Origin of the sequence: Nocardia australiensis (assembly GCF_020733705.1) — a bacterium.
Taxonomy (GTDB): domain Bacteria; phylum Actinomycetota; class Actinomycetes; order Mycobacteriales; family Mycobacteriaceae; genus Nocardia; species Nocardia australiensis.
Genome location: NZ_JAJFZM010000001.1, coordinates 1,461,376 through 1,483,215 on the forward strand (window position 1 = coordinate 1,461,376; position 21,840 = coordinate 1,483,215).

Annotated in this window: 21 protein-coding genes; 12 read left to right on the plus strand and 9 right to left on the minus strand. The window is 64.7% G+C overall.

The annotated features are described in order from the left end of the window. Window positions 1-4: 4 nt before the first annotated feature. Window positions 5-823 (minus strand): MlaE family ABC transporter permease, encoded by an 819-nt coding sequence (locus LKE06_RS06700; protein ID WP_227997754.1) that lies wholly within the window; start codon window positions 821-823, stop codon window positions 5-7. A 563-nt stretch (window positions 824-1,386) separates the two neighbouring features. Between LKE06_RS06700 and LKE06_RS06705 the strand changes: the two genes are divergently transcribed. Then, complete coding sequence (locus LKE06_RS06705; RefSeq protein ID WP_227997755.1) at window positions 1,387-2,058, plus strand: chymotrypsin family serine protease; 672 nt, start codon at window positions 1,387-1,389, stop codon at window positions 2,056-2,058. Window positions 2,059-2,098: 40 nt separating this feature from the next. Here the strand turns inward: LKE06_RS06705 and LKE06_RS06710 are convergent, their stop codons facing one another. After that, window positions 2,099-3,550: an MFS transporter gene (locus tag LKE06_RS06710; RefSeq protein WP_227997756.1), complete on the minus strand. Its 1,452-nt coding sequence runs from the start codon at window positions 3,548-3,550 to the stop codon at window positions 2,099-2,101. 44 nt (window positions 3,551-3,594) lie between these two features. Next, a complete protein-coding gene (lppU, locus tag LKE06_RS06715; protein ID WP_227997757.1) occupies window positions 3,595-4,245 on the minus strand; it encodes an LppU family putative lipoprotein in 651 nt (216 codons plus the stop codon). Window positions 4,246-4,461: 216 nt separating this feature from the next. Between lppU and LKE06_RS06720 the strand changes: the two genes are divergently transcribed. The 8 genes from LKE06_RS06720 to LKE06_RS06755 all read left to right on the plus strand — a co-directional run bounded on the left by LKE06_RS06720 (window position 4,462) and on the right by LKE06_RS06755 (window position 12,542). Further along, on the plus strand, window positions 4,462-4,992 hold the full coding sequence (locus LKE06_RS06720; RefSeq protein ID WP_227997758.1) for a DUF6764 family protein: 531 nt from the start codon (window positions 4,462-4,464) through the stop codon (window positions 4,990-4,992). Between the two features lie 116 nt (window positions 4,993-5,108). After that, window positions 5,109-6,368: a serine hydrolase domain-containing protein gene (locus tag LKE06_RS06725; protein ID WP_227999305.1), complete on the plus strand. Its 1,260-nt coding sequence runs from the start codon at window positions 5,109-5,111 to the stop codon at window positions 6,366-6,368. Window positions 6,369-6,414: 46 nt separating this feature from the next. Continuing rightward, window positions 6,415-7,059 carry a cytochrome P450 gene (locus LKE06_RS06730; RefSeq protein WP_227997759.1) on the plus strand — a complete coding sequence of 215 codons (645 nt, stop codon included), beginning with the start codon at window positions 6,415-6,417 and terminating at the stop codon, window positions 7,057-7,059. A gap of 136 nt (window positions 7,060-7,195) precedes the next feature. Further along, on the plus strand, window positions 7,196-8,098 hold the full coding sequence (locus LKE06_RS06735) for a L,D-transpeptidase (protein ID WP_227997760.1): 903 nt from the start codon (window positions 7,196-7,198) through the stop codon (window positions 8,096-8,098). 186 nt (window positions 8,099-8,284) lie between these two features. Beyond that, a complete protein-coding gene (locus LKE06_RS06740; protein ID WP_227997761.1) occupies window positions 8,285-9,214 on the plus strand; it encodes a carbohydrate ABC transporter permease in 930 nt (309 codons plus the stop codon). After that, window positions 9,211-10,077 (plus strand): carbohydrate ABC transporter permease, encoded by an 867-nt coding sequence (locus LKE06_RS06745; protein WP_227997762.1) that lies wholly within the window; start codon window positions 9,211-9,213, stop codon window positions 10,075-10,077. Before LKE06_RS06740 ends, LKE06_RS06745 begins: the two co-directional genes overlap by 4 nt. A gap of 18 nt (window positions 10,078-10,095) precedes the next feature. Next, a complete protein-coding gene (locus LKE06_RS06750) occupies window positions 10,096-11,421 on the plus strand; it encodes an ABC transporter substrate-binding protein (protein ID WP_227997763.1) in 1,326 nt (441 codons plus the stop codon). Between the two features lie 44 nt (window positions 11,422-11,465). Continuing rightward, entirely contained in the window at window positions 11,466-12,542 is a 1,077-nt protein-coding gene (locus LKE06_RS06755) for an ABC transporter ATP-binding protein (RefSeq protein ID WP_227997764.1), read from the plus strand. A gap of 15 nt (window positions 12,543-12,557) precedes the next feature. On the opposite strand, the gene LKE06_RS06760 is transcribed toward LKE06_RS06755, so the two are convergent. The 3 genes from LKE06_RS06760 to LKE06_RS06770 all read right to left on the minus strand — a co-directional run bounded on the left by LKE06_RS06760 (window position 12,558) and on the right by LKE06_RS06770 (window position 15,874). Further along, entirely contained in the window at window positions 12,558-14,585 is a 2,028-nt protein-coding gene (locus tag LKE06_RS06760; protein WP_255648892.1) for a M13 family metallopeptidase, read from the minus strand. A 270-nt stretch (window positions 14,586-14,855) separates the two neighbouring features. Next, the gene (locus LKE06_RS06765) at window positions 14,856-14,999 is read right to left on the minus strand and encodes a hypothetical protein (protein WP_227997766.1); all 144 of its coding nucleotides are present in this window, start codon (window positions 14,997-14,999) and stop codon (window positions 14,856-14,858) included. Beyond that, on the minus strand, window positions 14,996-15,874 hold the full coding sequence (locus tag LKE06_RS06770; RefSeq protein WP_227997767.1) for an alpha/beta fold hydrolase: 879 nt from the start codon (window positions 15,872-15,874) through the stop codon (window positions 14,996-14,998). Before LKE06_RS06770 ends, LKE06_RS06765 begins: the two co-directional genes overlap by 4 nt. Window positions 15,875-15,942: 68 nt before the next feature. On the opposite strand from LKE06_RS06770, the gene LKE06_RS06775 reads away from it, so the two are divergent. Then, complete coding sequence (locus LKE06_RS06775; RefSeq protein ID WP_227997768.1) at window positions 15,943-16,566, plus strand: winged helix-turn-helix transcriptional regulator; 624 nt, start codon at window positions 15,943-15,945, stop codon at window positions 16,564-16,566. A gap of 53 nt (window positions 16,567-16,619) precedes the next feature. Continuing rightward, window positions 16,620-16,874, plus strand: a complete 255-nt coding sequence (locus tag LKE06_RS06780) for a tyrosine-type recombinase/integrase (RefSeq protein WP_227997769.1) — start codon at window positions 16,620-16,622, stop codon at window positions 16,872-16,874. A gap of 128 nt (window positions 16,875-17,002) precedes the next feature. On the opposite strand, the gene LKE06_RS06785 is transcribed toward LKE06_RS06780, so the two are convergent. The 3 genes from LKE06_RS06785 to LKE06_RS06795 all read right to left on the minus strand — a co-directional run bounded on the left by LKE06_RS06785 (window position 17,003) and on the right by LKE06_RS06795 (window position 20,326). Next, the gene (locus LKE06_RS06785) at window positions 17,003-17,983 is read right to left on the minus strand and encodes an ABC transporter permease (RefSeq protein ID WP_227997770.1); all 981 of its coding nucleotides are present in this window, start codon (window positions 17,981-17,983) and stop codon (window positions 17,003-17,005) included. A 79-nt stretch (window positions 17,984-18,062) separates the two neighbouring features. Next, on the minus strand, window positions 18,063-19,022 hold the full coding sequence (locus LKE06_RS06790) for an RNA polymerase sigma-70 factor (RefSeq protein WP_227997771.1): 960 nt from the start codon (window positions 19,020-19,022) through the stop codon (window positions 18,063-18,065). A gap of 113 nt (window positions 19,023-19,135) precedes the next feature. Beyond that, the gene (locus LKE06_RS06795) at window positions 19,136-20,326 is read right to left on the minus strand and encodes an NAD(P)/FAD-dependent oxidoreductase (protein WP_227997772.1); all 1,191 of its coding nucleotides are present in this window, start codon (window positions 20,324-20,326) and stop codon (window positions 19,136-19,138) included. Window positions 20,327-20,572: 246 nt separating this feature from the next. Here LKE06_RS06795 and LKE06_RS06800 point away from each other — a divergent pair, with 246 nt between their 5' ends. Beyond that, window positions 20,573-21,787 (plus strand): NAD(P)/FAD-dependent oxidoreductase, encoded by a 1,215-nt coding sequence (locus LKE06_RS06800; RefSeq protein ID WP_227997773.1) that lies wholly within the window; start codon window positions 20,573-20,575, stop codon window positions 21,785-21,787. Window positions 21,788-21,840 lie beyond the last annotated feature (53 nt).

Below are 21,840 nucleotides of genomic sequence, written 5' to 3' on the forward strand. Positions count from 1 at the left end.
CGGCTCAGACCACCTGTGGGGGGAGGATGACGTTATAGATCTGCGTGATGATCAGGTTCACCCCGAACAACATGATTACCGAGCTGACCACCGCAGAATTCACCGAGTTCGCGACGCCACCGGGGCCGCCGCGAGTATTGAGTCCGGTATCGCAGGCGATGATGGCCGCAAGCAACCCGAAGATCACCGATTTCACCAGTGCCACAAGAAGATCGACGGTAACCGCAAACGAGGAAAAGGTGCCGATATAGGAGCCCGGCGTGCCGCCCTGGGCGAAGATATTGAATATGTAGCCGGTCAAGAATCCGACAAAAACGACGAAACCGCAGAGCAGCACACTGACCAGCATCGCCGCGCCGAGGCGGGGCGCGACCAGGCGGCGCATGGGATCTACGCCCATCACCTTCATTGCGTCGATCTCTTCACGGATGGTGCGCGAGCCGAGGTCGGCGCAGATGGCCGATCCGACTGCGCCCGCGATCATCAGCGAGGTGACCAGCGGCGCACCTTGCTGAATGATGCCGAGGCCGTTGGCCGCACCGATGAACGAGGTAGCGCCGACCTGGCCCGCGACCGCGCCGACCTGGATGGAAACGATCACACCGATCGGGATGGCGACCAGCAATGTCGGCGCGGCGGCAACGCTGGACATGAACGCGCACTGCCGGACGAACTCGTTGAAGGGAAAGCGGCGGCGGAATATCGCGATGAACAGCTCGGCGACGGCGGCGATTCCCATGGTGATCTGCCTGCCGAAGGTCTCCAGCGACCGCTTCGGGTGATCCTCCCAGTAACCCTTTGCCCAATCGACCGCGTTGCTCATCCGCGATTCCGAGGGTGGACTCTTGGTCGACTGCACTGGCTAACCCCTCTCGACGCCGGTAACCAACCCCCGACGACTGGTTTGCTTGACGCACCTTACTACGGAGTAGTGCAGAACACACCATCATCATGTGATTGCAGTCATAGACCATCATCACCGTGAAGAAAGCTATGGAACTGGGTCCGAAAGTTGGTGTGACACCAAGAGTTAACGGTCGAAATTCTAGAACAAGTTACAGTCTTCATACGCCGATCAGAGGCACATTTCGTGGTATATCAACACCATTAGCCAGGATAATTCTCATTTAAAAGCGCATTCGTTTCAGAGTGCCGATGAGGTCGCGCGAAGTCGCGTTCGCGACACAAAAAAACTCGACGCGGGATACACTTCCTATAGAGAATTGCTATTGAGCGTAGACGGATACTTTCTACCCGAAATGTCGAAAAGTAAGGTATACGAGGCGTTACCCACATCCGGGCAGTACAGGGCGCGCCCGAAGCCGGATACTGACACGATGGGTGCGACAGATTGATATTGTGCTGGCTTCCGACGTCTGGAGGGACATGTTCAGCAAACTCGCCAAGGTGGCAAACGCCGCCTTCGCCGTAGCCCTGGGTGCGGCGATGCTCGCGACGGGCGCAGGTGCCGCCGAGGCAGCCGGTCCACCGGTCGTGGGTGGTGGTTCCGGGATCGTCATCGACAACCAATTCGAATGCACCGTAACGACTGTCGGCTACGACGGCGCCGGCCGGCTGGTCGGCCTGACGGCCGGGCACTGCGGCGATGCCGGGGCACAGGTGTTCTCCGAGGCCGACCGTGGCGCAGGCCAGATCGGCCGGTTCGTCTACTCCAATCACGACCTGGATTACGCCGTGATCCAGTTCGACGCGGACAAGATCGTTCCGGTCAACCGAATCGGCAACGTGACCATCACCGGAATCGGCGGTCCCGCCCAGTTCCCGTCGATTGTCTGCAAGGAAGGCCGCACCACCGGCAACACCTGCGGCCTCGCGTGGGGAGACGTCTTCGGGACGAATATGGAGACCTGGTCGCAGATGTGCGTGGTCGAGGGCGATTCCGGCGCGCCGGTCGTCATCGGGACGACGCTGGTCGGCATGGTGAACGCCTATCTCGCCGTCGCCTGCTTCGGTCCCGAGGTCGGCACCAATATGAGTTCGATCGTGGGCGACATCAACGCGCGCGGCGGCATAGGAGCAGGCTACCGCCCGGTCTGATCCGACCGCCAGGAATCAATGAGCGGGCCTTCGGGCCCGCTCATTTTTCGTTGTGGGCCGGTGCCAACGCCGGGGCGGCGAGTGCGCATTGCGGCATGCAGTCGACATTGTCGAGTGTCGGGGCGCGGCGCGCGGGTCGCAACAGCAGCGCGGCCAGCAGCGCGCCCGCCACCAGCAGCCCGACGCAGATCCATATCGCGACACCGAACCCGCGGTCGAATTCGACCGGATCGCTGAGCGATCCGGATATACCGGCCAGCCCGGGCAGCGCCGCGACAGCCAGCAACTGAGCCGTTCTGGCGACGGCATTGTTGACGCCCGAGGCGATACCGGCCTCGCTGGCGGGCACCGCGCCGAGCACCGCCCCGGTGAGTGGGGCGACCAGAACCGACAATCCCAGACCGAACACCAGCACGCCGGGCAGCACATCGGTCAGGTAGGTGGTGTTCGCTCCGATGCGCAGCAGGAGAACCAGACCACCGGCGGCGAGTAACGGGCCTACCGTCATCGGAATGCGCGGGCCGTGTACCTGCGCCCAGCGACCCGCAGGTGCCGAGAGCACCAGCATGATCAGCGTGATCGGAACCGTCGCGACCCCCGACATCAGTGGCGAGTACCCGGCGACCAGCTGCAATTGCATGACGAGCAGGAAGAACACCCCACCGAGCGCGGCGTAGACCACGAGCGTCACCAGGTTCGCCGCGGTGAAGACACGCGACGTGAACAGCGAGGGCGGGACCAGCGGGTGATCGCTGCGCATCTCGATGACCACGAAGACAGCGAGCAGCACCACACCGGCGAGCATGAGTAGTGGCGTCGAATCGATCAAACCGAAGGTCAGCGCGCCGAGCCCGAGCGCGACCACCACGGCGCCCGGAATATCCAGGTGCGCGGTGGCATTCGGGTCGTGACTCTCCGGCACGCGGCGCAGCGTGACCAGCACGACGACCAACGCGAGCGGCACATTGATGAAGAAGATCGATTGCCAGCCCGCTACATCGATGAGCCAGCCGCCTAGGAACGGCCCGAGCGCGCCCGCGACACCACCGAACCCAGACCACAGGCCGATGGCCGCACCCTGATCGCGTCGGTCGATGGACGAGGAGATCAGCGCAAGACTGCCCGGCGTGAGCATGGCACCCGCCACGCCCTGCAGGATGCGAGCCAGGACCAGCATCTCGATATTCACCGCGGCACCGCACAGGATCGAAGCGAGCGCGAAACCGATGGCGCCCCAGACAAAGATCTTACGTCGGCCGAAGTGGTCACCGAGCGACCCGCCGAGCAGGATGAACGACGCGAGCGTCAGCGTGTAGCCGTTCAGCGTCCATTGCAGTCCGGCGACATCGGTGTCGAGCGACTCACCGATGCGCGGCAACGCGATATTGACGACGGTGGCGTCCAGCGACGCCACCGACGACCCCAGGATGGTGGCCAGCAGGATCCAGCGCCCTCCGGCCGAACGCAAGCGGGGCGGCTGCGAGGTACTCACCGAACCAACTTATGCGCGCAGCCACACATGCCGGTCCGGTTACATCAGAGTTCTTTGACGCAGACCACGAAATGCCGCTCCGGATAGGTGAAGCCGGTGCCACTGTCGCAGGCGTCCGCGTCGTCGGCGTTCTGCGCGATATCGGTGACCTTGATGGCCTGGGTACCGTGCTCGGTGCAGTCGATGCGCTTGGGATCTTCCCCACCGACATCCATGCAGCCACCGACAATCCAGTCGATGTCGAGGCACAGGGCGCCCTGCTCGATGCCGTTGAGAGTTTCCGCGTAGTAGTTGTCGCGGTCGCTGACACACTGGGTGTTGACCGGTGCCTTGCCGATCACCTTGTAGTTCGAGGATCGGCTGCCACAGGACGCCTTCGCGATGGTCGCGTCGGAGATGGTGCCACCCAATGTCACACAGTCACCGATATTGGCATCGAAGTCGACGCTGCCGCCTCGATCGGCGGAGGTGGGCGTCGACTTGCCCGTGGTCGGCCTCGACCCCGAAGAAGGCTTGGCCCCAGAGGTTTTCGGTGACCCGGTGGTAGAAATCGCATCAACGGTTCCGCCGTCCATCGCGGGCTGCGCGGAGCCGCTGATGGTGGAGCCGCAACCGGCCACCGCGACCAGCGCTACCGCGGCCACCGCGGCGAATGCGGCGAGCACGAGGTGACCCGAAGGTAGTTGACCAGACACGTACAGTCCTCCCGAGCTGAACGCTCCGAACTCACACCCCCGTCAGAATCCGAAGTTAGACATATTCAGAGCTTGAAATACCACGCCATGCATACACCATCGGCGCGGCAAACGTCGACTCGGCGACCCACCGACGCGGTCGACCCATCGGTTTAACCACGATCCCAGCAACCCGTCTGGGTATGGTTGAGGAGTCCGATGTGAAAGGAGTTGTCCGTGAAGCTGATCAGCGCAATCGTCTGCACGACCGCCGCGATGGGCACCTCCCTGTTACTGCCGACAGTGGCCTCAGCAACCGATGTGCATTGCACCTCGGAGCGGGGGTCGGACATCACGGTTATCGATGGGCGTACCGGATGCCGGGCAGCCAGCGACACCCACGGCCGGGCAAGCTCCGCGGGCTATGACGGAATCGGTTACGCGAACGCCACTGCCGGCGCGGACGCCTACGGTATCGGCGCCGCGGGCGGTATCGGCGCCAGTGAAGGCATGGGCGGGATACCCATCGCGATCGGCATCGGCGCCGACGCACTCGCCCTTACTTCGATAGCCGATACGCGTCAGGGTGACAACGGCAGTCGGCTGGTCGCCGTATCGATCGCCTTCGATGGATCCCGGGCAGGCGTCGAGACCACCAACAGTGCGGTGGTATGCCTCGGCACGGCGGCATTCGCATGGAACTCGGCGACCGGAGCCACCTGCCTGGCTACGCCGTTCGGTCGCTGGCAAACCCCCACTAGCGATTAGTCTGAAAGACCGGCCGCTGAGTTCGTGTCCGCATCGGCCGACCCTGCGGTCAGGAGGTGCGACCCGTGGTTTCAGCATTCCCACCACCTAGCAGGCAGCTGGCTGCGCCGAAGGAAATGCTCGTCGACCCTCGGTTCCTCCGGCTCGCCGACCATTTCTTCAGCATGTTCACCCAGCCCAGCCGCGGCGGGGGTGCACTCGCGATCTATCTGGACGGCAAACCGGTGCTCGACATCTGGGCCGGATGGGCCGCCAAGGACCGGCGGTGGAACGGCAGGAATGTCGCGCTCACTTTCTCCACCGGCAAGGGCGTGGCCGCCACGGTGTTGCACCGTCTCGCCGAACGCGGACTGATCGACTATGACGCGCCGGTTGCCCAGTACTGGCCCGAGTTCGCCGCGCACGGCAAGCAGGACATCACGGTGCGCGATGTGCTCTCCCATCGCGCCGGGCTACACCGAGTGCGCGGATTGGTGCCCGGCCGCGAGGGCATCCTCGACTACGACGCGGTGGTGCGAGCATTGGCCGACAGCCCGGCCGACCCGCGACGCATCCGCAGCTCCGGCTATCACGCGATCACCTTCGGATGGCTGGTCGCCGAGATCGTGCAGCGGGCGACCGGCGAGAAGTTCACCGACGTGGTGCGGCACGAAATCGCCGTACCGCTCGACTGCGACGAATTCTGGTTCCAGGTACCGGAATCCGAGCGGTATCGGATCGCCAAGATCTTCCCGCACCTGAGCCCACCCGGAATCCGCTGGAACACCGCGTCATCGGTGCTGTCCTGGGTGCGGCCGATCCGCGGACTCGCCGAGGCCGGTATGCCGGAAAGCTTCGACGAACTGGTCCGCGACCCACGGGTACACGACGCGGTGATGCCCGGCTGGAACGGTGTGTTCTCGGCGCGGGCGCTGGCCAGGATGTATGGCGCACTGGCGAACGCGGGACGGGTGGAGATCGGTCCGGAGCCGACCGACGTGCAGGGGCACACGGCCGGCCGACAGGAACGTGGTGACCAGGGAGTCCGGACTGTGCAGTTCCTGAAACCGGAGACCATCGAAACCATCAATCAGGAACAACCGGCCGAGCATCGCGACTATGTGCTCGGGTTGCCATTGCGTTTCACGCTCGGATACCACCGTCCGGTGCTGATGTCCAAGCAGCAGCCGCGAAAAGCGTTCGGGCACTATGGTGTCGGCGGATCCGGCGCGTATGCCGATCCGTTGCTCGGCATGTCGATCGCGTTCGTCACCAACCGGCTCGGCAATGCCGTCACCGCGCTGGGCGATGCGCGGCTGGCTCGACTGGCCGCCATAGCGAGCGGCATCGTGCGCAAACACCGATCGGACGCGGCCGCGCCGACGGACCATCCGTAGGCCGCCGGTTCCGAACCGGCGGACCGGCAAGTTCGTAGCAGTAGGTATGGACGTGGCTACACCTCCGCTCGGCGGGGACCGAGCAGCGCCGGGCGCACGCTCCGTGCACCCAGGCTGGTTGTGGGTCACCGAGCCGTTCACGTTGTGCGGAGTCGAGCTCGCGCCGGGCGACACGATTGGTCTCGCGGTACCGCTGCTGCACACCGCGCCACAGGTGTGGCCGGATGCGGCGCGGTTCCGACCGGAACGGTTCCTCGAGCGCCGCTATGGCCCGTTCGAGTTCGCGCCCTTCGGCGGCGGGCATCGGCGCCGTGTCGGGGCATCGCTCGCCGACGAATTGCGGATCGTACTGGCGACGAGCCTCGGGCGCGTACGGCTGCGACCGGCACCGCGGTGCGCGCGAGATCGGGCGCCGCTGTCGCCTGCCGCACAACATCGCGACCGGTCCGCGCCGCTCGATCTCCTTCGACGTCGTGGCGTGATTATGCGTGATTTACATCACGAAGGCGTTTGGTGTTACCTACAACCGTCCACGTGGTCTGTCGCGAGCTCGCAACGAGACTCGCCGGTCCGACCGGGATCTTTCACGAAAGTCGGTGATCACCAACGGCATATGTGGCGCTCGACACACTACATGGTCGGCTCGAATGAATTTGAAACACGGTTGGCTTCGAACCGCGCGCAACGGTAGGAAGGGACGTCGGGGTGTATCACCGGGGCCGCTACGTGGGCTCCGCAAACAGTATCCGTGGGGTGCTCAATAGCTCCGCGCCTATGAAAGATCTCGATCGCCACGCGCGCACGAGAAATGGAATGGACGAGAACCTATGTACGTCGCTTTGCCCGCCAGATCGTTGCCGACTCGCCCACAGGGATCGCGGCTAGCCCGGCGGATCCGCCAGGGCGTGCTGTTGTCCGCAGCGCTCGCGACGGCAGGTGCCGCGCTCGTCGCGCCCGCCCAGGCCGAACCCCTGCTGCCCGGCACCGGCTCCTCTTCGGCCGCCGCCACCGACCCGGCGCCGAAGGCGAACTTCGCACCGCCGTCGATCAATATCAACGACGGCGACACCGTGGGTGTCGCGCAGCCGATCATCATCAACTTCAAGGAACCGGTCACCGATCACGCGACCGCCGAGAAGGCCATCGCGGTGACCTCCTCGAATCCCGCACCAGGACACTTCTACTGGTTCAACGACAAGCAGGTGCGCTGGCGGCCGAACGAGTTCTGGCCCGCCAACACCGATGTCACCGTCGCGGCTGGTGAAACCCACAGCGCCTTCCACATCGGCGACGCGCTGGTGAGTACCGCCGATGACGCCACGCACACCATCACGATCACCCGCAACGGCGAGGTGGTGAAGACCATGCCGACCTCGATGGGCAAGACCGACCACGAGACCCCGAACGGCACGTACTTCGTCGGCGAGCAGCTGCGCAAGATGACGATGGATTCGTCCACCTACGGTGTGCCGACCACCGACCCGGAGGGCTACAAGCTCGAGGTCGAATACGCGACGCGCATCTCCAACAGTGGCATCTTCGTGCACGCGGCCCCGTGGTCGGTTGGGCAGCAGGGTGTTTCGAACTCCAGCCATGGCTGCTTGAACGTGAGCACCGAGGACGCCCAGTGGTTCTTCGAGAACGCCAAGAGGGGCGACCCGGTTGTCGTCGAGAACACCGACGGCGGGACGCTGAACTCGCGTGACGGCTACGGCGACTGGAACGAATAAGGACGGTGCTGGTGCGGGCTGACCCGCCTCCATCATCAAAACGCGAGCCGAACACTACGATCGAATTCGGGCAAAAGCCCAATCGTGGTGTTCGGCTTTTGCTTCACTTGCCCGATGCGCGCAATGTTCAACGGTTTGGCGCGGAGCGTTAACCGACCGTTTGCTGCGTTCCGTAATGTCTCCGCTGTGCGAACCAGGCCGGAGCGAGTATTGCCGCAACCCCGTGGCCGCGGCCTCCGTAGCCGCCCATGGCAGGACTACGCGCTGTTCCTGGTGCTGATCGTTCCGAACCTCGCGCTGCTGACATTGTTCGTCTACCGACCGTTGCTGGACAACATTCGGCTGTCGTTCACCGACTGGAACATTTCCGATCAGTTCGTCACCTACATCGGGTTCGACAACTACCGCGAGTGGTGGGGACGATCAGATTCTTGGCAGATCGTCACCAACACAGTGGTTTTCACGCTGGCCGCAGTCGTCGGCAGTATGATGCTCGGGCTGGCGCTCGCCCTGTTGCTCGACCGTAAGTTGTTCGGGCGCAATGTGGTCCGCTCGGCGATCTTCGCGCCATTCGTCATTTCCGGCGCCGCCATCGGCGTGGCGTTCCAGTTCATCTTCGATCCCAGTTTCGGCCTGATCCAGGACCTGTTGCACCGCATCGGAGTCGATAAGGCACCGGACTTCTATCAGGACCCGCACTGGGCGCTGTTCATGGTGACGGTCACCTACATTTGGAAGAACCTCGGCTACACCTTCGTCATCTATCTGGCCGCTTTGCAGGGCACACGGGCCGATCTGATGGAAGCCGCCGAAATGGACGGCGCGAGCCGGTGGACAACCTTCACCAAAGTGCTACTGCCACAACTGCGCCCGACGACGTTCTTCCTCTCCATCACGGTGTTGCTGAATTCGTTGCAGGTCTTCGACATCATCAATGTGATGACCCGTGGCGGGCCGCTCGGCACCGGCACCACCACGATGGTCTACCAGGTCTACCAAGAGTCCTTCCGGAACTTCCGCGCCGGCTACGGCGCCACAGTGGCCACCATCATGTTCCTGGTGCTGCTGGCCATCACGCTGATCCAGGTTCGGATCATGGATCGAGGCGAGCGATGAAAACCGTTGGGCCAACCACGGCTTCGTACCGGACCCGCCAATCGGCGGTGCAGCTGCTGGGCTACGGCGCCATGCTGTGCGTGCTGGTCATCGTCGGCGTTCCGCTGTTCTGGATCATCATCACCTCGTTCAAGGCGCGCCCGGATATCTACACCCAACCGGCGGTGTACTGGCCGCACAGCTGGCATCCGGAGAACTATGCCGACGCCACCACCACACTGCCGTTCTGGACGTTTTTGCGTAACTCGCTGATCGTCACCGGAATCGTTTCCGCGGTGAAGTTCGTACTCGGCGTGTTCAGCGCCTACGGCCTGGTGTTCCTGCGATTTCCCGGCAAGAACCTGGTGTTCCTCGTCATTATCGCCGCGCTCATGGTGCCCAACCAGATCACCGTGATCTCCAACTACGCGCTGATCGCGCAGCTCGGCTGGCGAAACACCTTCCAGGGCATCATTGTTCCGCTCTGCGGCGTCGCCTTCGGCACCTTCCTGATGCGCAACCATTTTCTGTCGCTGCCTGTCGAAGTGATCGAGGCGGCCCGGATGGACGGCGCCAACTGGTGGCGGCTGCTCACCAGGGTGGTGCTGCCGATGTCCGGGCCGACGATGGTCGCGTTCGCCGTCGTCACGCTGGTCAACGAATGGAACGAATACCTCTGGCCGTTCCTGATGGCCGATGACACCGCCGTCGCCACATTGCCGGTCGGACTCACCCTGCTGCAGAACACCGAGAACCCGAGCGTGACGAATTGGGGGCCGGTGATGGCGGGGACGCTACTGACGATGCTGCCAATTCTGTTGGTGTTCCTGCTGTTACAGCGCCACATGATCAAGGGCCTCACCTCGGGTGCGGTCAAGGGTTAACCGATACAGGAGAAAGCAGTGTCCACTTCACAATTCCCCGCACTGTCGCGGCGCGGATTCATCGGGTTGGCCGGCGCGATCGCCGCGGGCGCGGCACTGACCGCGTGCGCGGGCGGCGGTAGCGGTACGCAGTCCGGCGACGCCAACACCATCACCTTCTGGTCGAATCACCCTGGCACCTCGAAGGAAGTCGAGGCAGAACTGATCAACCGGTTCCAGGCCAAGTGCCCCGACCTGAAGGTGAACCTGGTCGACGCGGGCAAGAACTACGAGGAGGTGTCGCAGAAGTTCAACGCGGCGCTCTCGGGTGGCGACCTGCCGGATGTCGTTGTGCTGTCGGATGTCTGGTGGTTCAACTACGCACTCAACGGCACCATCGAGGCGCTCGACGGGCACTTCGGCGACGCCGGGGTACAACTGGACGACTATGTCGACTCACTCGCCGCCGACTACCTTTTCAACGGCAAGCACTACGCGCTGCCCTATGCCCGCTCGACACCGCTGTTCTACTACAACAAGGACGTGTGGGCGAAGGCCGGTCTGCCGGATCGGGGCCCGCAGAGCTGGCCCGAATTCGACGAGTGGGGCCCGAAACTGCAAGAGGCCGTAGGTGACGGCAAGCTCGCGCACGGCTGGGGCGACGCCAAGAACTACCTCGCCTGGACCTTCCAGGGGCCGAACTGGACCTTCGGTGGCGCCTACTCCGATCAGTGGACGCTCCAGTTCACCGACCCGAAAACCGTTGCGGCGGGCCAGTTCCTGCGCGACATGATCCACACCAAGAAGTACGCGGGCATCAAACCGCAGATCGCCGTCGACTTCGGCACCGGAGTCATCGCCTCCACCATCGCCTCCACCGGCGATCTGAAGAGCATCCAGAACAGTGCGAAGGGCAAGTTCGAGTTCGGCACCGCCTTTCTGCCACACCCGAACGGTCCTGGTGTCACCACCGGTGGTGCTGGCCTTGCCATTCCGGCCCGCATCTCCGATCAGCGAAAGGTGCACGCGCTGAAGTTCATCGAGTTCATCACCAACTCCGCAAACACCGCGTACTTCTCGCAGGGCACCGGTTATATGCCGGTGCGCAAGTCCGCCGTGACCGATCCGAGCGAGGTGGACTTCCTGGCGAAGAACCCGAACGCCAAGGTCGCGATCGAGCAATTGTCGGTGACAAAATCACAGGACTACGCCCGGGTCTTCGTACCGGGCGGCGACCAGATCATCGGCACCGGACTGGAACAGGTCGGTCTCCAGAATGCCGACCCAGCAATGGCTTTCGCTAATGTCGCAAGTCAGCTGCAAGCCATCATCGACAGGCAGATCACCCCGAAACTGCCGAAGTAGTTTCAGGCGACATCGCGCCGCAATCAGATACGGAGATCGACAGCATGGCAACAGTGCACTTCGACGGGGTGACGCATCTGTATCCCGGTGCGCCGACGCCTGCTGTCGATAACCTGGACATCGATATCGCCGACGGGGAATTCATCGTCCTCGTCGGCCCCTCGGGCTGCGGCAAGTCCACCAGCCTGCGAATGCTCGCCGGACTGGAATCGGTCGAGTCCGGGCGAATCGTCATCGGCGGCAGGGACGTAACCGGCCTGCCGCCACGCGCCCGCGATGTGGCGATGGTGTTCCAGAGCTATGCCCTCTACCCGAATATGACCGTCGCCCAGAATATGGGTTTCGCGCTGCGCAATGCCGGAATGAACAAGGCCGACACGGAAATTCGGGTTCGAGAAGCCGCGAAAATGCTGGAGCTCGAGCAATTGCTCGATCGCAAACCGGCCAAGCTCTCCGGCGGCCAGCGACAGCGAGTCGCCATGGGCCGCGCCATTGTTCGCCGCCCGCAGGTGTTCTGCATGGACGAGCCGCTGTCCAATCTCGACGCGAAATTGCGGGTGAGCACCCGATCCCAGATCGCGACTCTGCAGAAGCGTCTCGGCACCACCACCGTCTACGTCACCCATGACCAGGTCGAAGCCATGACCATGGGCGATCGGGTGGCGGTGCTGCGCGATGGGAAGCTCCAGCAGATCGCCGCTCCGCGCGAGCTCTACGACAATCCGGTCAATACCTTCGTCGCGGGCTTCATCGGTTCCCCCGGTATGAACCTGCTCGACGCACCGGTCCGCGACGGCGTCGCCGTACTCGGAGATCTGCGAATTCGCTTGCCGCACAGCGTGCAGACCGATCGCGTGGTCGTCGGCGTCCGGCCCGAATCATGGGAGATCACCACCGAGACCGACGGCCTCGCCGTCGCCGCCGAACTGCTCGAGGAGCTCGGCGCCGAATCATTCGTCTACAGCCACGCCAGTAGCGACGAATGGAACAGCCGCTCCGGCAAGGTAGTCGCCCGCGTCGACCGGCGTTTCCGGGTCACCCTCGGCGACCGCCTCCGGTTGCGCCCGAAGCTCGACGAAATCTTCTTCTTCGACGGCGCAACCGAACAGCGTCTGCGCTGAGGTGGTTCGCGGCTGCTACCAGATCCGCACGCGTTCGGCTGGGTCGAGATAGAGCTTGTCGCCGGGCTCGACACCGAAGGCTTCGTGGAAGCTGTCGATATTGCGAACCACCGCGTTGCAACGGAATTCGGGCGGCGAGTGTGGATCGACGGCGAGGCGGCGAATGGCCTCCTCGGTACGCGCCTTCGTGCGCCACACCTGGGCCCAGCCGAGGAAAACGCGCTGTAGGCCGGTACGTCCGTCGATAACCGGCGCCGGTGCGCCGTCGAGCGAAATCTTGTATGCGGCAATGGCAATCGAGAGCCCGCCGAGATCGCCGATATTCTCGCCGATAGTGAATTCACCATTCACCGTGTGCTCGGTACCGAGTTCCTTGGGCGAGAGTACGTTGTACTGGTCGATCAATGCCTTTGTCCGCTTACCGAATTCGGCGCGGTCATCGTCGGTCCACCAGTCGATCATGTTACCGTCGCCGTCGTACTTGGCGCCCTGGTCGTCGAATCCGTGCCCGATTTCGTGACCGATCACCGCACCGATGCCACCATAGTTGGCGGCGTCGTCGGCATTCATATCGAAGAACGGCGGCTGCAGAATCGCCGCAGGGAAGACGATTTCATTCATGCCCGGGTTGTAATAGGCGTTCACCGTCTGCGGGGTCATGAACCATTCGTCGCGGTCGACCGGACCGCCGAGCTTGTTCAGGTCGCGGTCGTGTTCGGCCGCGTAACCGCGGCGATAGTTGCCTACCAGGTCTTCCGGGTCGATGACGATGGCAGAGTAATCCCGCCAGGTATCCGGATAGCCGATCTTCGGGGTGAACTTCTCCAACTTGGTCAGCGCGGCGGCCCTGGTGTCAGGGCCCATCCACTCCAGATCGGCGATGTTACGGCGGTATGCCTCCCGAAGATTGGCGACCAGATCCACCATCCGCGCCTTGGCTTCCGGCGGAAAGTGCTCGGCCACATACAATTTGCCGACCGCCTCACCGAGCAGGTCCTGCACCAACGACACACCGCGCTTCCAGCGTTCCCGGTTCTCCTTGGCTCCGGTGAGGGTACGGCCGTAGAAGTCGAAGCTCTCCTCCACCAGTGGGTCGGTGAGATACGCGGCGCGCGAGCGGATTACCCGCCATGCCGCCCACGCCTGCCAGTCCGCCAGCGACTCACCCGCCCAGGTCTGGGCGAAGGTGCGCACATAGTCCGGCTGGCGCACCACCACTTCCGCGAACAGCTCGTGGCCTGGTGCGGACGTACCGTCGGCGAGCGCGGAAGTCCACGCGGTCCAATCGAATTCGGGATTCTCTGCTGCCAGCGCGTCGAAGGTGGTCAGGTTGTAGCTCAGTTCGGCATCCCGGCGACGCACCACGTCCCAGTGACCCGCCGCGAGCTTGCACTCCAGCTCGAACACCCGCTGACCGACGGTATCCAGATCGGCCGGAAGCAGGCCCGCGACCTGCTGGTCGGCGGCGGCCAAGACGAACATGCGGCCGATATGCTCGATGTAGCTGGTGCGGATTTCGGCGAATTCGTCCTGCCGGTAGTAGGACTCGTCGGGCAGGCCGATGCCGGACTGGGCGGCGTGCACCAGATACCGGTTGGAATTCTTGTCGTCGGTGTCGACATAGACGCCGATCGCGCCGCCGACGCCGGTGCGCTGTAACCGGCCGAGCAATGCGGCGAAGGCGCTGCGATCGGCGACCTCCTTGATAGCCGCGAGTTCGATCACCAGCGGCGCCAGACCGACGGCCGCGACGGCGTCGATGTCCATGAAGCTGGAGTACAGATCGCCGATCTTGCGGGCGTCGGTGCCCGGCTCGGGCGCCGCGGCGGCCGCATTCTGAATGATCGTCTGCACGTCCAATTCCGCCTGGTCGTAGAGCGTCCGGAAGGCACCGTCCACCGCTCGATCGGCGGGTATCTCATAGGTGTCGAGCCAGACGCCATTGACGTGCGCGAACAGGTCATCCTGTACCCGCACGGCCTCGTCGAGGTAGGTCAGATCAATACCGGAAGGACTTGTCAGCTCGGAGGTCACGATCTCCAGTATGCCGATCCTGGCGAGCGGTCGCCGAGAGGTCGCCGACGGCGCTGTCGGGTCTCAAAATTCGTGGCATCCATCACCTGGCCAAACTGGTCTTTTCTGATTTGTCTCACGCGGTGGCCAGCGGTGTTGTCTCAGTTCGATGGCATTTCTTCACTCCGGTGAGCGTCAGTTGTTTGCATCGGCGCTCAGTCTTGTGATGGTCCCACCGCCTCCGCCAAGGATCCGTTTCCCGAGGATGTCACGGGCGCGGTCGGCGAAGGGGTGGCTGGGTCAAGACTCAGGCCACAGTCCACGGGTGCCCGCGTCGAGCTCGCTCGCCATGCTGGGCAGCGCGACATTGACGATTGTGAGGTCGCGGTTGATGGCGAGCGCCGCGACATCAACCGATATAAGGATTCCCGCCTTGCGACTCATCCGGGTTCTCTCATCCGCCAGTCGCGGATCGCGGCCGCGAACCGGTCGGGTGCGTCGGATTGCACGAAGTGGCCGCCGCCTTCGATGATCACGGTGTGATGGTCGGGGAACAGCTGCTCCCACCGCCGACGCTCCTTGTCCCCGAACACGACGTCGGCATTACCCCAGATGATGAGCGTCGGGAGCGACGCGAGGTTGGGGAGGTTGGCTTCGACCTCAGCGAGAAGTGCGCGGCTGGCGGTAATGCGCCGGGGCAGGACGGCGGTCGCTTCGCGCCGATCCGGCGTGGCGAGAGCCTTCCGGTAGTGGTCCATCTCCTCGGCGGTCGGCTTCCGCAACCGGTGCCCGATGGGGATCGTCGCATTGACGAACAGGTTGAGCTGCCTGATCAGCAGACGCCCCACCGGGCCGCCCATCATATGAGCGGCGATGTGCGCCTTCGGATCACCATTCGGCCAGCCCCACGTGTTGGTCAGCACCAGACGCTCGAAGACGGCGGGCCGCTGCCCGACGGTGGCGAGGCCGATGGGGCCGCCCCAGTCGTGGGCCACGAGAGTGACCTTGCTCAAGGTCAGGGCATCGACGAAGGAGGTGACGACCTTGATGTGTTCCTCGGGCAGATGCCGATAGTCCGGTCGGGCCGAGGACAGGCCGAAGCCGGGGTAGTCGAGTGCGATGCACCGGAACTGGTCTCGCAGGGCACCGATCACGTCGCGATACACAAACGACCAGGTCGGGTTGCCGTGCAGGAACAGCAGTGTGGGCCCCGAACCTTCGTCTACGTAGTGGATTGTGTGCCCGTCGATAGCGACGAACCTGCTCTGGAACGGGAACAGTTCATCGTCGACCCATTCCGGTCTTTCCGTCTTGGTCATGACTTCACCCCAATTCGCGACTTCACTTGATATAGTCACGCTAACTTTAGAATGTCAAGTAGGTGAAGATGAGTCGAAGTTACGGCCAGTACTGCGGTCTTGCGCGGGCGCTCGATGTCGTGGGCGACCGGTGGAATCTGCTCATCGTCCGCCAGCTCCTGGTGGCCCCCGCCCGCTACCGCGAGTTGCTCGATGGGCTCCCTGGCGTGGCCACCAATCTGCTCTCCGACCGGCTGCGCGATCTCGAGGCCGCCGGTGTCGTCGAGCGACGGCTGGCCGAAGAAGGCAATGCCGTGACCTACGCACTCACCACGTGGGGTGCCCAGTTGCGGGAGCCGATCGACGGGCTCATCCGGTGGTCGACACCGCTCATGGTGCGTGGCCCCGCCGGTGACCGTTTCCGCCCCGAATGGCTTGCCGTGGCTCTGCCTGCTCTGTTAGGCAGCAGGGTGAAGGTAGATCGTTCATCGACGGTCGGGGTTGCAATCGACGGACAGCTGTTTCAGGTGCGGGCGACCCGTTCGGGCCTGGATGTCAGTCCGCACGATGGTCGAGCGCTCGATGCCGTCATGCGCGCGGAGGCCGCGATCGTTCTCGGCCTGGCGGCAGGCATGCTGGGCCTCGACGAAATCCGTGCGCTCGTCGACATCGAAGGCGATGAAACCGCCTTGCGAGCCATCTTCAATGCGTGACAAGCCCCAACGATGCGGCTCCGCACTGATGACGACCCCAGCAACGTGCCCGGTTGTCGTACCGGCGGGCGGCGACCCTGTTCGAGGAACACACCGAGCGGATGAAGCGAGGCCCGTTCACGCTGCATCAACTACGGCACAGCAAACTGGCCCACGCCGCGGAGGCCGGTGCCTCTATCCCGATGCTGATGGCGTTGTCCGGGCATACGTCGGTGCGCAGCCTGGCCAAGTACACCAGGGTCTCGGCCGAGGCACTAGGACGATGGCAGGCATCGACGGACCCCGCATCGCGGCATCGAGACCGGTGAAGGGGGGCCGCTGTCGGAGCGGCCCCGGGCTAGCGAGACGGTGCGGCCGGGTCGGGCAGGCCGGCGAAGAGCTCGGTGAGTATCGCGTTGTCTTCGTCGCTGCGGGTCACGTGGCGACGGTTTGGGAATTACGCTTGCTGATACTCCTTTCGAATTGCACGTTCAGGGTTCGAGGTGGCGCGGTGTGCGCGCAGGCCGCCGATCAGGCACAGCGCCGCCCCGAGCGTGGCCCAGACGACCAGGACGGTGACGGCGAGGGGAGCGCCGCGACCGTCGAAGAAGGCGGTCGACCGCAGTAGCCGACCACCCGCCCCGGGCGGCAGCAGCTGCCCGAGTGTGCCGGACCAGCCGGGCAGCATTTCGGGGGCGGTGGCCGTCCCCGAGAGCGGGTTGCCGATGAGCATCATGATCACGGCGCCGATCCCGATTCCGGCGTATCCGAACAACGATTCGAGCCCGAGAACGGTCAGGGAGACCGCCGCGATGCTCAATGCGACGGCACCGGCATTGGCCGGGTAGGAGCCGCTGAGCGAGCCGAACCAGAACTGCAGGATCCCCGCCACGGCTAGGCCGCCGGTGACCGCGAAGGCCAGTGTTCCGGCGACGCGGCGACCGGTGCCGCGCACGAGCCTGGTCAGCAGCACCGCGGCAAGCAGGCCACCCATGACCAGCGGCAGGGCACCGGCGGACAGGCCGGCGCCGCGCGGGTCGTCGGTGGGCAGGGCGGCGAGGTCGCGGACCGCGACCGGCGTACCGGCATTACCGTCCTGTCCGAGTCCGGTCGCCATGGTCTGCAGGGTTTGGGCGACCGCGGTGCTGGCGGCGGAGGCGACGATGACCTGCGGGGTGCCGGAGCTGAGATCTATCGCTCCGTACACCTGCCGGTCGCGGATGAGTTGTTCCGCGCCCACCGTGTCGGCGACTTCGGTGATATCGAAGCCGCCCGACGCACGCTGCTCGAGCGCGGTCCGGACCTGGGCGACCGCGGTGGTCGGCCCGGCGACGGCGATCGGCACATCGTGCACCGCACCGACGGCCAGGCGAAGGCGATGAGCAATACGCTGGTGATCGTCGTGAGCACGACGACGGCTGTGGCCACGGTCGGCCATCGTGACGGAAGCGTGTCGGTGGCGAGGGGCGCCCGTGTGGTCATGTCTACTCCCTTGAACGGTCAGGTCGTGGCCGGTGTCAGCGCAGGGTGAGTGGGGTTTCGGCGTCGATGTGGGTCAGCTTGTGCGGGTTACGTACGAAGTAGAGACCGGTGATGCGGGTGTCCTCGACCCGCACCGCGATTACACCGTCGAGTTCCCCATCGACGTGCAGCGTCAATGCGGGGCTGCCGTTGATCGCGGTCGGTTCGACAGTGAGCGCGACGTCGTGCTTGGTGAGGCCCCCAACCATGAACCGCGCCACCTTGTCCGCACCGATGACGGGCCGTGGGGTGGCCTGCTTGATGCCGCCGCCGTCGCTGATCGCCACCACCTCGGGGGCGAGTACGTCGAGCAGGCCCTGCAGGTCCCGGGTCTCGAGCGCGCGCCGGAACGCTTCGACAGCCGCTTGCGCCTCGCGCGCGGTGACCGCGCGGCGCGGTCGGCGGGCTTCGACGTGGCGGCGGGCGCGGTGGGCGATCTGGTGCACGGCGGTGGGGGATTTCTCCACCGCGGCCGCGATCTCGTCATAGCCCAACCCGAACGCTTCGCGTAGCACGAATACCGCTCGTTCGGTCGGGGTCAAGGTCTCGAGCACGACCATCAGCCCCATCGACACGCTTTCGGCGAGTTCCACTTCGGCGGCCACATCCGGAGTAGTGAGCAACGGCTCCGGCAGCCAGGAGCCCACGTACGCCTCCCGGCGGCGCTTCACCGAACGCAGCCGGTTGAGCGCCTGCCGCGTGGTGATCCGAACCAGGTAGGCGCGCGAATTGTCGACGTGCGCCGCGTTGACACCGACCCAGCGCAACCAGGTTTCCTGCAGGACGTCGTCGGCGTCTACCGCGGATCCGAGCATCTCGTAGGCCACGGTGAACAGCAGATTGCGGTGCGCGACAAACGTTTCCGTCGCCGCGAGGGTGGCATGGTCACCGTCGCCGAGGCTCGCGGTCTCGCCCTCGGCCCGCCGTCGCCCGCCGGATTCACCTGTCGTGTGCATGAATTCCTCTCCTGGAGGTGGTCGTGGGGCCGGTACGGGCGCACGATGCGCGGCGTTGTCGATTCGAACGCTGCCGCACACCGTGCCACTGGTGATAACGGCGAAACCGGCGTCTACGCGCTCGGTGTCGTCACGTTCTCATTCCGGGCTCTTAGCAGGGCGGGCCGGTGTTCACCATCCTTCGGCCAGTGGTGCGAGCCGGGCTTGTGCGCCTCGGTCACCAGGTGCTTGATGCTGGCGGTGCAGGAGAACTCCTTGAGCTTGCGGCCCATGAACCCGGTGAAGTACAACCGCTTTGCCGTGTCGTCCTTATGAAGGAGTTGGAAGATCCCGACACCGCGGCCGAAACTGAAGCACATGGCCTGGAATGCCAGGTCGATCGGCGCCGGCCGCTGATCCGCGATCCGGGCCAGCACTGTGTCGGCGGCGTGAGCGCCCAGGCATCCAGCGATGTAGGCACTCATCCGGAACGGCAGGTCCGACGGTGCCGACGCGTCGCCCGCCGCGATGATGCGATCGCTGTCGATGCTGGTCAGTGTCTCGTCGGTGAGCAGCCGCCCGGCGGCGTCGGTACACAACCCGCTGCGGTCGGCCAGATCGGGCACACCGAAACCGGCAGTCCAAATGGTGACCTGACTTGCCAGGGTGCGGCCGTCACCGAGTTCCACGGTTCCCGACCTCACCGCGGTGGCCGACGTATCCGGGCCTTCGATCACCTCGACGCCTAGTTTGGTGAGGTATTTGCGGGCTGTGCGCCGAGCGCTGGAGTGCAGGTACGGGCCGACGACACCGCCGCAGACCAGCCTGACACTGCGCCCCTGTTCCGCGAGTTCCGCAGCGGTCTCGATACCAACCGGACCGCCCCCGACGACCGTCGCCGTGGTCGTCATAGGCGTGTCGAAGAGCACCGACCGCAGCCGCTGCGCGGCCTCCAAAGTCGCGACTGGATAAGCGAATTCGGCCGCGCCTGGCACCTGCGGTCCGCCGCCGAGGCTGCCTACCGCGTAGATCAGATAGTCGTAGCCGATGCTGCCCCCCTCGGCGAGGGTCACGGTGCGCCCGGTCGCGTCGATGTGCGTCGCATTGTCGACCACCAGCTCGACGCCCTCGGCGAGTACCTCCTGGTAGTCGACGACCGCATCGTGGGTCCCTCCCACCAGCTGGTGCAGCCGCAGCCGTGGTACAAAGACCTGCCGCGGATTGATCACGGTCACCGTCACGTCGTCGCGCTGCCTCACACGATTGGCCGCCATCACTCCTGCGTATCCGCCGCCGACCACGACTACCTCGATGCTCTTGCCCATCGTGTCTCCTTCGATCCGGGTGGGTCGAGAACAAGACACCGCATCGAGGAAAATCCTGACATCTTGTGACGTAGATCACAGTATCGTTCGGTCTGCGGGCTCGGCGTTCGACCGACGCACCACATGGAGATCGTCAGCCGGATGAGGCTCCGGAATGTGATACGCATCACTCGTCAAGGCTGTCAGAAAATCGCGACTGGGGGTGTCTTGTTCAGCAAGCACGCGAACCAGACAGGAGTCTCAACCATGAAGCACCGCATCGTCGTTCTCGGGGCCGGATACGCCGGAGCCTTCTCCGCCACATTCCTGGCACGCCAGCTCCACTCCGACGACTTCGAGATCACCGTCGTCAACGCCGAACCCGATTTCGTCGAGCGGCTGCGCCTGCATCAGCTCGCAGCCGGGCAGGAGCTGCGCCACCGGCCGCTGGCGAAGGTATTCACGGGCACCGACATCCGGCTACGACTGGCACGCGTCACCAGCGTCGACGCCGAGCATCGGACCGTCGCCGTCGCCGTCGCCGTCGCCGACGGCGACGGCGACGGCGACGGTATCGACCGGCTCGAATACGACACCCTCCTCTACGCGCTCGGCAGCACCACCGCAGACCACGGCGTTCCCGGCGTCGACGAGCACGCCTACCATGTGGCAGCGCGGCCGGCCGCGCTGCGCCTGCGCGCACGCCTGGACGAGCTGGACGAGGGCCGGCACGTACTGGTGGTCGGCGGCAACCTGACCGCGATCGAAGCCGCCACCGAGTTCGCCGAATCCCGTCCAGGGCTTCGGGTCAGCCTCGCCACCAGCGGCGAACTGGGCGGCTGGCTGGGCCCCAAGGCCCGCCGTCACATGCTGCGCGCCTTCGACCGATTCGGTATCACGGTCCACGAGCACACCGCGATCGAGCGCGTCGAGGAGGCTGTGGCGATCGCCGCCGACGGCACCGCGTTCACCGCCGACGCGACCGTGTGGGCCGCAGGCTTCGCCGTTCACCCGATCGCTGCGGCCAGCGGCCTGCAGGTGGAACCCAACGGACAGATCACGGTCGACCGTCAGATGCGGTCGGTCTCACACCCGAACGTCTACGCCGCCGGTGACAGCGTCTTCGTCATCGGCGACAATGGCCTGCCGTACCCGATGTCGTGTGCTTCGGCGGGACCCACCAGCAAGGCGGCGACGGCTGCGATCATCGGGGACCTGACCGGCCGCAAAGTCGCGCCGACCACCTTCTCCTATATCGGCAACCACATCAGCCTCGGCCGCAACGATGGGCTCTTCCAGCTGGTCGACGGTGACGCGCGAGCGAAGCCGGGAGCCCTACGCGGCCGGACGGCCGCACGCGTCAAGTCGGCGATCATCAATACCGCCGCCTGGGCTGTGAGCCACCCGACCTTCGGAAAGCCGAATCATAAGTACCGCTTGGCCGCCACTCGGAAGCACTCACCCAGCCGGGCCGCCGCATAGGGGAGTGCCCATGGACACTGCCACCGTGGTGGTGGGGTCAGCTTCAGGATTCC

Coding starts and splice junctions, on each gene's coding strand:
- LKE06_RS06700 (WP_227997754.1), bottom strand. CDS start 823: ATGAGCAACGCGGTCGATTGGGCAAAGGGTTACTGGGAGGATCACCCG.
- LKE06_RS06705 (WP_227997755.1), top strand. CDS start 1,387: ATGTTCAGCAAACTCGCCAAGGTGGCAAACGCCGCCTTCGCCGTAGCC.
- LKE06_RS06725 (WP_227999305.1), top strand. CDS start 5,109: ATGCTCGTCGACCCTCGGTTCCTCCGGCTCGCCGACCATTTCTTCAGC.
- LKE06_RS06730 (WP_227997759.1), top strand. CDS start 6,415: ATGGACGTGGCTACACCTCCGCTCGGCGGGGACCGAGCAGCGCCGGGC.
- LKE06_RS06735 (WP_227997760.1), top strand. CDS start 7,196: ATGTACGTCGCTTTGCCCGCCAGATCGTTGCCGACTCGCCCACAGGGA.
- LKE06_RS06745 (WP_227997762.1), top strand. CDS start 9,211: ATGAAAACCGTTGGGCCAACCACGGCTTCGTACCGGACCCGCCAATCG.
- LKE06_RS06755 (WP_227997764.1), top strand. CDS start 11,466: ATGGCAACAGTGCACTTCGACGGGGTGACGCATCTGTATCCCGGTGCG.
- LKE06_RS06765 (WP_227997766.1), bottom strand. CDS start 14,999: ATGAGTCGCAAGGCGGGAATCCTTATATCGGTTGATGTCGCGGCGCTC.
- LKE06_RS06770 (WP_227997767.1), bottom strand. CDS start 15,874: ATGACCAAGACGGAAAGACCGGAATGGGTCGACGATGAACTGTTCCCG.
- LKE06_RS06775 (WP_227997768.1), top strand. CDS start 15,943: ATGAGTCGAAGTTACGGCCAGTACTGCGGTCTTGCGCGGGCGCTCGAT.
- LKE06_RS06785 (WP_227997770.1), bottom strand. CDS start 17,983: ATGGCCGACCGTGGCCACAGCCGTCGTCGTGCTCACGACGATCACCAG.
- LKE06_RS06790 (WP_227997771.1), bottom strand. CDS start 19,022: ATGCACACGACAGGTGAATCCGGCGGGCGACGGCGGGCCGAGGGCGAG.
- LKE06_RS06795 (WP_227997772.1), bottom strand. CDS start 20,326: ATGGGCAAGAGCATCGAGGTAGTCGTGGTCGGCGGCGGATACGCAGGA.
- LKE06_RS06800 (WP_227997773.1), top strand. CDS start 20,573: ATGAAGCACCGCATCGTCGTTCTCGGGGCCGGATACGCCGGAGCCTTC.